At 42.3% G+C, this 13023-nt stretch carries 11 protein-coding genes; 7 read left to right on the top strand and 4 right to left on the bottom strand.

Annotation, left to right across the window (positions count from 1 at the left end):
- Positions 1-53 precede the first annotated feature (53 nt).
- Together AC5JMF_RS23175 and AC5JMF_RS23170 are read right to left on the bottom strand one after the other, a co-directional pair.
- Positions 54-1121, bottom strand: a complete 1068-nt coding sequence (locus tag AC5JMF_RS23175; protein ID WP_495798057.1) for an NADH:flavin oxidoreductase/NADH oxidase — start codon at positions 1119-1121, stop codon at positions 54-56.
- Positions 1122-1404: 283 nt separating this feature from the next.
- The gene (locus AC5JMF_RS23170) at positions 1405-1539 is read right to left on the bottom strand and encodes a hypothetical protein (RefSeq protein WP_495798056.1); all 135 of its coding nucleotides are present in this window, start codon (positions 1537-1539) and stop codon (positions 1405-1407) included.
- A 130-nt stretch (positions 1540-1669) separates the two neighbouring features.
- Between AC5JMF_RS23170 and AC5JMF_RS23165 the strand changes: the two genes are divergently transcribed.
- The 3 genes from AC5JMF_RS23165 to AC5JMF_RS23155 all read left to right on the top strand — a co-directional run bounded on the left by AC5JMF_RS23165 (position 1670) and on the right by AC5JMF_RS23155 (position 5380).
- Complete coding sequence (locus AC5JMF_RS23165) at positions 1670-2431, top strand: class II aldolase/adducin family protein (RefSeq protein WP_495798055.1); 762 nt, start codon at positions 1670-1672, stop codon at positions 2429-2431.
- A gap of 199 nt (positions 2432-2630) precedes the next feature.
- On the top strand, positions 2631-3452 hold the full coding sequence (locus tag AC5JMF_RS23160) for a Uma2 family endonuclease (RefSeq protein ID WP_495798054.1): 822 nt from the start codon (positions 2631-2633) through the stop codon (positions 3450-3452).
- Positions 3453-4102: 650 nt separating this feature from the next.
- Positions 4103-5380: a protein kinase domain-containing protein gene (locus AC5JMF_RS23155; RefSeq protein WP_495798053.1), complete on the top strand. Its 1278-nt coding sequence runs from the start codon at positions 4103-4105 to the stop codon at positions 5378-5380.
- A gap of 38 nt (positions 5381-5418) precedes the next feature.
- On the opposite strand, the gene AC5JMF_RS23150 is transcribed toward AC5JMF_RS23155, so the two are convergent.
- Complete coding sequence (locus AC5JMF_RS23150; RefSeq protein ID WP_495798052.1) at positions 5419-6327, bottom strand: c-type heme family protein; 909 nt, start codon at positions 6325-6327, stop codon at positions 5419-5421.
- Between the two features lie 340 nt (positions 6328-6667).
- Between AC5JMF_RS23150 and AC5JMF_RS23145 the strand changes: the two genes are divergently transcribed.
- Entirely contained in the window at positions 6668-8497 is a 1830-nt protein-coding gene (locus AC5JMF_RS23145) for a protein kinase domain-containing protein (protein WP_495798051.1), read from the top strand.
- Positions 8498-8676: 179 nt separating this feature from the next.
- Positions 8677-9570, top strand: a complete 894-nt coding sequence (locus AC5JMF_RS23140) for an SDH family Clp fold serine proteinase (protein WP_495798050.1) — start codon at positions 8677-8679, stop codon at positions 9568-9570.
- Positions 9571-9643: 73 nt separating this feature from the next.
- Here the strand turns inward: AC5JMF_RS23140 and AC5JMF_RS23135 are convergent, their stop codons facing one another.
- Entirely contained in the window at positions 9644-10327 is a 684-nt protein-coding gene (locus AC5JMF_RS23135) for a peptidoglycan-binding domain-containing protein (protein WP_495798049.1), read from the bottom strand.
- A 264-nt stretch (positions 10328-10591) separates the two neighbouring features.
- Here AC5JMF_RS23135 and AC5JMF_RS23130 point away from each other — a divergent pair, with 264 nt between their 5' ends.
- Both AC5JMF_RS23130 and rimP read left to right on the top strand, forming a co-directional pair.
- Complete coding sequence (locus AC5JMF_RS23130; RefSeq protein WP_495798048.1) at positions 10592-12034, top strand: hypothetical protein; 1443 nt, start codon at positions 10592-10594, stop codon at positions 12032-12034.
- A gap of 311 nt (positions 12035-12345) precedes the next feature.
- Positions 12346-12807 (top strand): ribosome maturation factor RimP, encoded by a 462-nt coding sequence (gene rimP / locus AC5JMF_RS23125; protein WP_495798047.1) that lies wholly within the window; start codon positions 12346-12348, stop codon positions 12805-12807.
- The last annotated feature ends 216 nt before the right edge of the window (positions 12808-13023 follow it).

Here is a 13023-nt window from a genome sequence, read left to right as displayed (position 1 = left end):
GTCCCCAGTCCCCAGTCCCCAGTCCCCAGTCCCCAGTCCCCAGTCCCCAGTCCTCACACCCAAGCTCGGTCATATTGCACAGGCCAGAGTTTCTCATGTCCTAGCTGTTTAGCCGCAAGGTGCGGCCAGTAGGGATTACGCAGCAGTTCGCGCCCCAACAACACTACATCAGCTGCTCCTGTACGAATAATCTGATCTGCTTGTTCGGGGGATGTAATTAAACCTACGGCTCCTGTATAAATATTTGCTTCTTTGCGAATACGTTCAGCAAAATTAGTCTGATAACTGGGTTTAACCGGGATGTTGATGCCCGGTATGATACCCCCTGAAGAACAGTCAATGAGGTCAACTCCCAAATACTTGAGTTTGCTACTCAAAGCTATGCTTTGCTCTATATCCCAACCCTTTTCCACCCAATCAGTTGCAGAGACGCGTACCCAAAGTGGATTTGTCTGTGGCCACACCTCTCGCACTCCTTGAACAACCTCTCTCAACAGACGGGTACGGTTTTCAAAGCTACCACCATAATTATCTGTGCGATGGTTAGCCAAAGGTGAGAGAAATTGATGCAGCAAGTAACCATGGGCAGCATGGATTTCAATTACCTTGAATCCAGCTTGCAGAGAACGTTTAGCAGCTTCCACAAAGGCGTCAATCACTTGCTGAATGCCGACGAGAGTGAGAGCTTCAGGTACTGGGCTATCTTTGCTAAAAGCGATCGCACTACTCGAAACCACAGGACGCCAACCTTCCTGAGATTCATCTAGTGCTTTTCCTCCTTTACTTGGTTTAGCAGTACTAGCCTTTCTACCTGCATGAGCGAGTTGAATACCTGCAACAGAGCCAAGGTTATGAATTATTTCGACAGTCTTGGCTAAAGTGTCTATATGTGCGTCTGACCAGATTCCCAAATCTTGTGGACTAATGCGCCCACGAGGCTCAACAGCTGCGGCCTCTGTTAGGACTACAGCTGCACCACCAACTGCACGAGAAGCTAAATGAACCAAATGCCAGTCATTGGCATATCCATCTGTACTTGAGTATTGACACATCGGTGAAACAGCGATGCGATTGCGAAAGGTAATTTCACGAATCTTGAGTGGTTCAAATAGGTGTGTCATTAATCCTAGATTCCTTCTGTTGTGAGAAAGGGCAGGGGGAGCAAGCCTTCTATTTTTAAGATAAATGAAGGGGAATGAGGAGAAGGGGAATGAGGAATTAGGAATTGTCATTGATTATTCTCCGCGTCCCCGCGTCCCCGCGTCTCCTCATCCCCGCCTCCCTCATGTATCTATTAAGTAATTTGTAATCAATATTTATCTAAAAAAGTAGACCTAATGAGAGATGCGATCGCTCGCAATTGTGGTCTAATTGATCTAATCAGGCACTAAATATTAAAAAAATCTAAAAATGATTGAAAAGCATATGCACAATTAAAATTGTTGAAAGTGCGATCGCTGCAACCAGGCGATATCTACTGCCGCTAATTTTTAAATAGTGATAGATATCACGTCGTAAAAAAAATATCTTAGAGTTCATCCGTGTTGAGTTATTTCTTGGACAATGACATCGGCTGCATTTAACGTCACCAGTTCACACCAGAATTTCACAGCGTTAAGTTGTTTTGTTCTGGAAATTTCTAATGTTCCCTATAAAAAACAGAGAAAATATGCCCAAACTTGAAAGGCCACAACCTCCTGTATTCGAGCGAGTTGAGGAAGAACGCTTGCATCGCAAGCAACGCCTAGCCGCTGCTTTTCGCCTGTTTGCTCGATTTGGATTTACTGAGGGAATTGCAGGTCATATTACAGCTCGCGATCCTGAGTTTACAGATCATTTTTGGGTAAATCCTTTTGGGACATACTTCGGACATATCCGAGTTTCCGACTTGATTTTAGTTGACAAAGAGGGGGAAGTTGTTAAAGGCGATCAACCCGTGAATCAATCTGCCTTTGCTATCCATTCTCAAATTCATGAAGCTCGACCCGATATTATTGCCGCAGCGCACGCCCATTCAATTTATGCTAAAGCTTGGTCTAGTATCGGTCGCCTAATCGATCCGCTCACACAAGACTCCTGCGCTTTCTACGAAGATCATGCGCTGTATGATGACTATACAGGTGTGGTAGTGGATATTTCCGAAGGTCAGCAAATAGCTGAAACTTTAGGCGAGAAGAAAGCTTTGATTTTACGTAACCATGGCATTCTCACTGTAGGACATTCAGTGGATGAAGCAGCTTCATGGTATTTTAACCTTGAGCGATCGTGTCAAGCCCAACTATTAGCAGAAGCTGCGGGTAGACCCAGGATCATTAATCACGAAACAGCTCGTTTAACACAAAGTCAAGTGGGGTCACATATCAGTGGTTGGTTTGGCTTTCAACCGCTTTATGACAGAATTGTGCGCGATGAACCCGATTTACTGGAATAGGGAGTGGGGGAAGAAGTATTTTGATATCATAGCTGTGGTTTTTTTCTGTGAGTAGCTGTCTTAAAAATGGGTAGTAGGGAGATGATTAGTTTGTTGTGATATTAACGCATCTTATTTAAAAGTAAGCTTGTACTCAAGTGCAAAGTTATAAAATTAATAAGAACCGTTTTTCTCAATCAAAAATCAAAAAAAATATATTATGACTTTTTATCCTCCCTTCATACCGCAATCTGACCCTCCACTGCCACCTTGGGAAACCCTGCCAACAATGTATGATTTACCTAGTGATAACCCAGAGGAACCAGGTTTGCCGGATGATTTTCACTTTTTACAGCCTTTACTTTTATATTTAACTTTTCAGCCGATTAACTGGAATCCAGAACTAGTTTATAGTGCTGCTGATCTCAATCTTTACTACACTATCCAGCATCCTTTATGGTACAAACGCCCCGATTGGTTTGGTGCAGTTGGAGTATCAAAATTATATAAAGGTAAAGACTTACGTTTAAGTTATGTAACTTGGCAAGAGCCTGCTAATCCCTTTGTGATTGTAGAGTTATTATCTCCAGGTACAGAAGACGAAGATTTAGGTATCAAAACAAGTTCCCCAAATAAACCTCCTAGCAAATGGGAAGTTTATGAACGAATTCTGAGGATTCCCTATTATGTCGTGTTTAGTCGCTATACTAATGAACTCCAAGCATTTCACTTAGTAGGCGGTCACTACGAAGCTATGAATTTGACTGATGGACGCTTACTAATGCCAGAGATAGATTTAAGTTTAGGCTTATGGCAAGGGTCATTTCGAGATATTGAAAGGTTGTGGCTGAGGTGGTTCACTTTATCAGGAGAGTTAATTCCCGAACCCAGCGAGGAAGTTGCCGCAGCCACCGAACGAGTTATTCTTGCTCAACAAGAGGCTAGAGAGGCTAGACAAGAGGCTGAACAAGCAAAAAGAAAAGCGGAACAACTAGCAGAACGTTTACGTCAGCTAGGCGTGAATCCTGATGATTTGGGTTAATTAAGTCAGCAAACCCTTGTATTTTATAGATAGTCTTCAAATAATGATTTTGGACTAATCTAGAAACCCTTGTTGGATAAGAGGTGTGTTTAATTCACATCAATCAGGCATAATTATTGTCACTTTAACCGATAGCTTTTGTAACCAACGCTGAGGTAGTTATTTAATCACAGCATTAAGTTACAAAAAAGTTAATTTTTGAGAGCGATCGCATATTTTGCACTTGAAATATATATAATACTTATCTCTAGCAAGTCTACAGCGACTTCAACCTTTCCAAAAATCATGTGTCACTCCGTTTTCTTTTATTCCAAACCTTAGTGCCAACTAAGTTACTAGAGGTAAGGTGCTGTTAATTGTGAAAGGCAACAGCAGGCAGAAGCACCCGCAGACATTACCGCAGACACTGCTGATGTTTTCGGTTGCTAAAATATCTAAATACGAGCAGTATTGCTGAAAACTACTCAGGGCAAAAAATCGTTTGTTTGGTTACACAACACCATCAACAGATTGTAGAAAAATGTATTTTCTCGCCTCAATAGTGGTGCTAACCTCAGTTTTAGAGATCATACAAGCTTTTATCGGCTAGAGTTTCTATTTTCTTCAATAAATCGATAATTTATCAATATAATCGCTAGGAGTGCGATGACATGTCACAGTCTCCTTTGACACGAGCAGAAATAACTGCTGGAACTCTAATCGATAATCGTTATATTATCCAAAAACTTTTGGGACAAGGCGGTTTAGGAAGAACTTATTTGGCGTTTGATACTCGACGCTTTAACGAAGCTTGCGTCCTCAAGGAATTTGCACCCATTGGTACAGGAGAAAATGGACTAGAGAAATCTCGCAACTTATTCAAAGTAGAAGCAAAAATTCTTCATCAGTTGCAACATCCGCAAATTCCCAGATTTTTAGCTTGTTTTGAAGGAGAGGGAAGGCTGTTCTTAGTGCAAGAATATGTCGATGGTAAAACATATTCGAGACTGCTGGCAGAACGCCAACGTCAAGGAGCAACATTTTCTGAACAGGAAGCTACAGAGTGGCTGCTGAATTTGCTACCTGTTTTAGAATATGTCCACCAGCACAACATTATCCATCGAGATATTTCTCCTGACAATATCATGTTACCTGAAGGTAAAGATTTGCCAGTGTTAATTGATTTCGGTGTGGGAAAGCAAATTGCTGAATTCAATGAGGGAAAAAGTTCTGAGCAAATTACCTTTGTCGGCAAAATGTCTCTTGTTGGTAAAGTGGGATATGCTCCTCGTGAACAGATTAGCTTAGGTTTGTGTTCCCCTGGTAGTGACCTGTACGCTTTGGGAGTCACAACTATTGTACTACTCACAGGTAGAGACCCATCTTTACTAATGGATCAGTATTCTTTAGAGTGGAAATGGCGTTCTTACGCTGATGTGAGTAATGCTTTCGCTTTAATCATAGACCACATGCTAGCAGATACACCCAACAAGCGATATCAAACAGCGAGTGAAGTTCTCAACGATTTAAAGCGCTTGGGACAGCCAGAAATCATAACGCTGTCTGCAAAAGTTGTAGAATTACCTCCTAGTGTATTTGCTCCTGAATATCAAGCTACAGAAACAATGCCATATTTGTATAACCAAGATAACCAGATAAATAATCTATCCGGTATCCCACAGGTTCAGCAAATTGCACAACAACCTTCACTCAATCCAGGATTTATCCCACAGGTTCAGCAAATTGCACAACAGCCTTCACTCAATCCAGGATTTATCCAACGCTGTCAACAAGAGTTAGCTTATCACATCGGCCCCATGGCAAATTTAGTTATAGAAGAGATTTTAGCTCAAGATCCTTATATCTCTCCCTTTGAATTTGTAGAATTTATAGCTAGAGAAATTCCTGATTTTGAAGCAGCTTTTGCGTTTAAGAAAAACCTATTGTGAACAGTGAGGTATTTTTTTGAATTTGGAATTTTGAACTATTAAGTTCCTGTGTTTCCCTGAGAACGCTTGATTCTTTTCATTGCCATTTCTAAACTTAATTGCATCCGTTTAAAGGCTTTAGCAAGATTACCAATTTCATCATTAGATAACTGCTCAAACTCGACATCCATATGTCCTGTGCTAACTTCCTCTGCAACGCGAGTTATGCGCTTGAGCGGAATTACCACTTGTCGATTTAAGAAAAAGTTAACTAACAAGATAGTTGCAACAAAAACAGTTGAGACAATGAAGATAATCACTAAAGAGGATCGATTAGCTTTGTTAATAACTTTATTCGCTGGTACCGAGACAATTTGAGCGCCTATAATTTCATTTAGTTTCCATCCAAATCCATTAGTTGTGCCATAGAGAGCAATCATACTTGGAGGTGCAGCTTCAACCGTGCTGTGACATTTTAAACAACTTTCTTCAGAAATTGGTAGGGGACGAGCAATGTAAAATATGTCTCCACCAGGAATTGAGCGAAAACCACTGACTTCCTTAGTATTTGGGTTCTTTCGGAAATTTTCGACGATTTCTGTTTCAAAACCATCAGCCTTATCTCTCAAGTTAGTAGGATTGAGAGTTGCTTCTTTATAAAAAAAGTCGCGGAAGTCTGTCTTCTGTCGCAAAATGTCAAATACCTCTCGTGCTGAGTATGCAGGCACGCTTTGTGGTAAAAATCTAGTAGTCAATTTATCAGCTAGTTCTGGATTAATTTGAGTACTAGTATACTTACGAACAGAACTCATAGTTTCCATTACCATTAGCGCTGTCGAAGCAATATCTTGTCTAGCATTTCCTCTGAGCAAAGAAGAAAGTACAAATCCACTCAAACTCAGACCAAATACGAGTATTATGAGTAAGAAGATTGTAAATTTCTGTTTTAAATTTAAAGTTTTTAACATATTCTTAGATACTTGCAATTAAGGTTATGAGGAACCGACAAAGTTAAACTTATCGTTTACTCTAGCATGGTTAAATAACTAGAGATTTTAGTAATCAGACATAATTTAACTAAAGCTTTATAAAATCATATTACAATTAGAGATTACAAAAGTAATATCACAATTTATTCAAGATGGCTGGATTTAATTATTGTTAATTATTGAGTTTGATGACAATGCTCTTTCAATCACTAATTTGCAGTAATTGATGGTAATTCTATTTTAATCGCTCAAAACTTAAGTTTGTTGGTTAAGCTGAAGCCATGCCAAAATAAATACCAGGATTTGGCAATTATTACTAATGGTGTGGAATCCAGGAAAGCTTTTATTTGGGGGACGTTACATTATCATCAGCCAGCTAGGCGAAGGCGGAGTAGGCATTACCTATCTTGCCAAAAATCAACGGGACGAACTGCGAGTTATTAAAACCCTCAAAGAAGAAATCCTCAATCATCCTGCCTGGGTACTTCACCGCAACAAATTACGGCAAGATTTCCGTGATGAAGGTGTTCGGCTGGCTGTATGTCACCATCCTCACATAGTACAAATAGAGACAATTTTTGATGAAGGAACCATGCCTTGCATGGCGATGGAGTATATCGAAGGTGAAGATTTAGGTCAGCGTCTCAGGCGCATGGGTATTCTATCTGAAGCAGAAGCACTGTCATATATCCGGCAAATTGGCGACGCTTTGATGTTAATTCATAGTAAAGGTCTGCTGCATCGAGATCTTAAGCCGCGTAACATCATGATTCGCGTCAATAAACCTGAAGCTGTGCTGATAGATTTTGGTATTGCTAGAGAATTTGTTCCCAATGTCGTTCAAAGGCATACTGTTTATCGTACTCCTGGTTTTGCTCCGCCAGAACAGTACGAATTAGAAGCACCGCGAGGAGAATATATTGATATCTACGCTCTGGCTGCAACTTTGTATAATTTATTAACAGGAGTTATACCTACAAGCGCAGACGAAAGACGCCACAACATACCCCTAGAACCACCGCAATATTTTAATCCCAGTATTAGTAATAGAGTGAGTCTGGCGATTATGCGTGGTATGGATTTAGAGTCAACATATCGCCCTCAGTCTGTGAAAGAATGGTTGGATTTATTAAACTCTGACATTGAAGAGTATGTAACCACAAAACCACCGACAACGCCCGTAATACCTAATGAGGTGCAATATGTTACAGCGATCGCACCTCAACAACAAAACTGGCAATGTACCCATACCCTTAGAGGTCATTCCAGTATGGTTCAAGCGATCGCCATTAGTCCAGATGGGCAAATTATTGCTAGTGGTAGCAACGATTACACAATCAGACTTTGGCAACTCAGTACTGGCAAGTTGCTACGTCACCTCGGTCGTTGGTTCTCTGGTCATAACAGCATGGTTAGTTCTGTTGCCTTTAGCCCAATTTACCCAACCTCCAGTTCTCAAGGGGGAATTTTGGCTACCGGCAGTTGGGATAACACAATTAAACTGTGGCAAGTCAATACAGGTAAAGAACTCAGTACTTTTACAGGTCATGCCAGCTGGGTACATTCTGTAGCTTTCAGTCCCGATGGCAAGTTTTTGGCTAGTGGCAGTGCAGACTGTACAATCAAACTCTGGCAAGTACAAACAGGTAGAGAAATTCAAACTTTTACAGGACATTCTGACTCAGTTGGGGTAGTCGCCTTTAGTCAAGACGGGCAACTCCTTGCTAGTGGCAGCAGCGATAACACCATCAAACTTTGGCAAGTGTACACAAATAGAGAAATTTATACTCTCAGTGGTCATTCATTCTTTATTAACAGCGTCGCCTTTAGTCAAGATGGGCAACTCCTTGCTAGTGGCAGCAGCGATAATACCATCAAACTGTGGCACATTTACACAGGCAAAGAAATTCGTACTCTCAAAAGTCATTCCAATTCAGTGTGTTCAGTCGCCTTTACTCAAAATGGACAACTTCTTGCTAGTGGTAGTTGGGATCACACAATTAAAATGTGGCAAGTCCATACAGGTAGAGAGATTTGTACACTCACAGATCATACCAACTTTGTGAGAGCGATCGCCTTTAGTCCCGATGGCAAAACCTTAGTTAGTGGTGGTGATGACGACACCATCAAGATTTGGCGACAGAAGTGAATGAGGTATTAATTATTCTCCCGGTCACTGAGCGAAGTCGTACCCTGCGGGAAGCAAGCTACGCGCAGCGTCTCCGACAGGAGAAGTGCATCCCCCTTCTAGCTCTCCAGATAGAATTGCAACGGTCTAAGAATTGTCACAATAATGACGGCAACCGTTATATCTGAGCAATCATTTCTATGGGATTCGGTATTGGTGATTTATTCTGGATTTTCTTGCTGCTTTCTTCCTTACAGCCCATCTGGCAAAAACGTCAGATGGAATATCGCCGCTTTCGTGCTTTGCACGAATTTCAACGCGAACGCAACAGCCGGGTGATTTTACTAATTCACCGTCAAGAGTCCATTAGCTTATTAGGAATTCCTATATCTCGCTACATTACTATCGAAGACTCCGAACAGATACTGCGGGCAATTCGCCTCACCCCACCAGATATACCAATTGATTTAATTTTGCACACTCCTGGTGGTTTGGTATTAGCTACCGAACAAATTTCCAGAGCCTTAATTCGTCATACAGCAAAAGTTACCGTCTATGTACCTCATTACGCCATGAGTGGCGGTACAATGCTAGCCCTGGCCGCTGATGAAATTGTTATGGATGCTAACGCTGTTTTAGGCCCGGTTGATCCCCAACTTGGTAACTATCCGGCGGCGAGTATCCTAAAAGTAGTTGCAGATAAACCCATCAGCGAAATTGATGACCAAACTCTAATTATGGCAGACCTCTCAGGCAAAGCCATTCAACAAGTACAGCGGTTTGTACGGACTTTACTCAAAGATAGTATACCTAAGCAGAAAGTTCAGCCAGAAAACATCGAACCGATTATTGAAGCTTTGACAACTGGACGCGTCACCCATGACTATCCCATCACTGTTGAGGAAGCAACAGAAATGGGGCTGCCCATAACAGTCGGACTGCCCCGTTCGATTTATGAACTCATGGATTTATACCCACAACCCCAAGGAGGGCGACCCACCGTTCAGTATATTCCTATGCCTTACGATGATCGCCGCCCAATTTTACCCACACCCAAGGGCAGACCCTTAGAAGAACCGAATCAAATGAATTAATCACTAAATCGGCGAACGTGTGTCCCTCCCATCCCTTACAGAGTGAGATTCACGCCGATTTTTTTGATGATTTCTAGGGTGTAGTCGTAGGTGTCGCCGTTGGCGTGGTTGTTGGTGTCGCCGTTGGCGTCGCTGTTGGCGTGGTTGTTGGTGTCGCCGTTGGCGTGGTTGTCGGTGTCGCCGTTGGCGTCGCTGTCGGTGTCGCCGTTGGCGTCGCTGTCGGTTTAGCCGTTGGTTTAGCCGTTGGTTTAGCTGTTGGTGATGGCTTGGTAGCTGGCTGACCGATAACTTTCTTTGCTTCTTCGTTCAGCTTTTGGCGGAGTGCCAAATTAGCAATTCCTGTTTCTTGCAGCTGATATTTCTTCTGAAACTCCTTGACTACTTCTTCCGTCCGAGGGCCGTAAAATTGATCACGGGGGAGTGGCGGATTAGGCTTAATTACTGCATTCAAATTAGCTTGCAGAATTTGCATGATGTTGGCAGCAAAATCTTGGGTTTTGGGCCCCGCTATGCCATCAACAGAACTTAGCCTGTAGCCTTTCTGAAATTCACGGATTGCTTTTTTGGTTTCTTCATCCGTCAAAGGTGCATTTGTTACCTTGACGTTATAGCCTAATCCCCGCAATACAGCGCGGAATTGTTGTGGCGTATAGTTTTGCTTACGGGCAGCAAAACCTATGTCAGAAATTACTACGCCAGCAGTTACCAAGCAGATAGCAGTGATAGCCACGCTTGATTTTCCAAACCCACACCACATAATTTAAATCTCCTTTAGTCAAATCAGCAGAATAGAGATGTTAACACGCTATTTTAAGTTTCTTTAACATCTTTTTCTCGATTATTAACGATTTTTGATTAATTTCTCATATAGTGATTAAATTTATCTGAAATGTACAAAAAATAATTTATGTCATCCATCAAGAGAAGTACTTTAAATTAGTAGCAAAACTAGCGTAGAAAGGCTTGATAGTAAGTACTTGAGAAAACTTATATTTAAAAATTGTATAATATAAAACTAACAATGAATAATCAAAAATTCCCAAAGAGACGGAACCTTTGGTTTGAGAGATTAATGGCAATTACTGCCGCCGTAAACTTGGGTTTAGTCTTGTTTGATTTAAGTTACGTGGCTGGACGGGATTTTTATTTACGAAGTTTTCCCCAAATTATCCCTATTTACGATCGCATTAAAGGTATTGAACCACATCGCGACACCCAAAACTATCTAGAAACGGTAGCTGCCTTAGAAGAACAGGTCAGTCAGCTAGGTTTAAGGTCGCCGCAAACAAAAGCCAGACTAGAGGAATTAAATCGTCTCAGCGCCGAGATGATTGACACCAATCCATTCGAGGGAGTCGATAAGAGTGGGACTCTCGAAAAAATTAAACATCGTCTGCGCGATCGCGTCAATCAAAAATCTGCAAAACAAGCCTTTGCCACCTTTTGGAGTCAACCATACCTAACCAAAAACGGCTGGTTGCAGGAAATTAATTTTTTTAACCAGAAAATCCGACCGCTCATTGCCTCCAATTACTATCGTCAAATTGGCGAAAATGGTGAATTTGTCGATCATTTCTGGATGATTGACCTACCATTCGTGATTATCTTTGGCATTGAATTGCTAGGGCGTACCTTTTACATCAAACGCCGACATCCTACTTTAAGCTGGCTAGAAGCACTATCGTGGCGTTGGTATGACCTATTCTTGCTAATCCCCTTTGGGCGATGGTTGCGAATTATACCTGTAACCATCCGTCTTGACCAAGCACAATTAGTGAATTTTCGTCCAGTCAGGCGACAAATTCATCAGAGTGTTGTTGCCAATTTTGCTGAAGAAATCACCGAAATTGTCGTGGTGAGAGTAATTAATCAAATTCAGGTTTCGATTCAGCGAGGTGAATTAACCAAGTGGTTATTGCAACAAGAAAATTTACGCCCTTACATAGACATTAATAATGTTAATGAAATAGAAGCGATCGCTACTCTTGTAGTCAAAACAGTAGTTTACCAAGTACTACCCGAAATTCAACCTGCGATCGTTGCCATTTTGCGCCACAATATCGATACCGTTTTTCATCAAGTCCCCATCTACCGAAACCTCCAGAATCTCCCCGGCGTGGGACAGGCACAGACCCAAATCAGTGAGCAAATAGCAACCCAACTAACAGATAACCTCCAAAAAGCTTTAGTCAGTGCGATCGAAGATCCCATCGGAGCAAAACTCTCCAGTCAACTCATACAACGCTTCACCGAAGCACTAGGAGCCGAAATCCAGAAAAAACAGGTACTCTCAGAAATTCAGAGCTTACTTTGTGACTTTTTAGAAGAAATCAAGCTCAACTACGTCCAGCGTTTATCCCAAGAAGACATAGACCAAATTCTTGAGCAAACCAGACACCTAAGAACACAAACATCAGTTCCAGCAGTCATAGACAAAGGTACTGCGCTTCCGAAAACAAGGTAGGGGGATGCACTTCTCCTGTCGGAGACGCTGCGCGTAGCTTGCTTCCCGCAGGGTACGACTTCGCTCAGTGACCAGGGGATGAGGGAGCAAGAAAGACGGGTAGGTAGGCTGGGAGGGGAGAAAGATAATTACAATTCCCCATTCCCCATTCCCCATTCCCCATTCCCCATTCCCTATTTCCCTTGACTCTCAAATAAATGCGCTAAACTCAAATTAGCGGCGAACCAATGATGGTTCGTCACAAGACTTCTTGGAAGATATCCCTATCGCAGGAAGTGGGTCGATGCCCACTTTTTTTATTGAATTTTCGCATGACTCATCCCTTAGTACCACAAATTACTGATTTAGCGACACCAGTAGCAGAAGAACTGGGTTTAGAAGTTGTTGGTGTAGTTTTTCATACTAATCAACGTCCGCCAGTCTTGCGGGTAGATATCCGCAATCCTCAGCAGGACACTGGGTTGGATGATTGTGAGCGGATGAGTCGTGCTTTGGAAGTTTCTCTAGATGCGGCGGAGATCATTCCAGACGCTTATGTTTTAGAAGTGTCTAGTCCTGGTATTTCGCGGCAACTAGTAACAGACAGGGAGTTTATTTCTTTTAAAGGATTTCCTGTAATCATTTCCACTTCCCCTCCCCACGATGGACAGCAAGAGTGGACTGGTCAATTAATTCGCCGGGATGAGACAGCAGTTTACTTAAATCAAAAGGGTCGTGTAGTAGAAATTCCCCGCTCTGTAATTACTAGAGTGCAGCTAGATGAACGTCGATAAACGAGGGGCTAGAGGCTAGGGGTTAGAGGCTAGGGACTAAGGGCTAGAGGTTAGGGACTAGAGTAAAACTGTTCTCCAGTCCCTAGTCCCTAGTCCCCATTCCCCATTACCCCTAATCCCCACTCCCTCCGGGAGCGGGGGCCCCAGTCCCCAGTCCCCAGTCCCCAATCCCCAGTCCCCAGTCCCCAATCCCCAGTCCCCAGTCCCCAATCCCCA

The sequence above is a fragment of the Desmonostoc vinosum genome (assembly GCF_059505385.1).
Note: the sequence above shows the minus strand (reverse complement) of the source record. Positions and strands in the feature narration are given on the sequence as shown.